Genomic DNA, 285 nt, shown 5'->3' on the forward strand with positions numbered 1-285 from the left:
GACGCCGAGCTTGTACGACGACATGAACACGGCGGCCTCGGTCTCGGCGGTACCGGTCATACCGGCGAGCTTGTCGTAGAGGCGGAAGTAGTTCTGCAGCGGGACGGTGGCGAGGGTCTGGTTCTCGGCCTTGACCGGCACCCCCTCCTTCGCCTCGAACGCCTGGTGGATGCCCTCGTTGTAGCGGCGCCCCACGAGGATGCGCCCGGTGTGCTCGTCGACGATCATGACCACGTCGTTCATCACGACGTAGTCGGTGTCCTTCTTGAACAGCGCGAGCGCCTT

General features: G+C 64.6%; 1 pseudogene. It reads right to left on the reverse strand.

The features are described from left to right. Positions 1-285, reverse strand: a pseudogene (locus KVS71_RS17330) (preprotein translocase subunit SecA); the annotation flags it as partial.

Origin of the sequence: Microbacterium sp. GbtcB4 (assembly GCF_019091465.1) — a bacterium.
Taxonomy (GTDB): Bacteria; Actinomycetota; Actinomycetes; order Actinomycetales; family Microbacteriaceae; genus Microbacterium; species Microbacterium paraoxydans.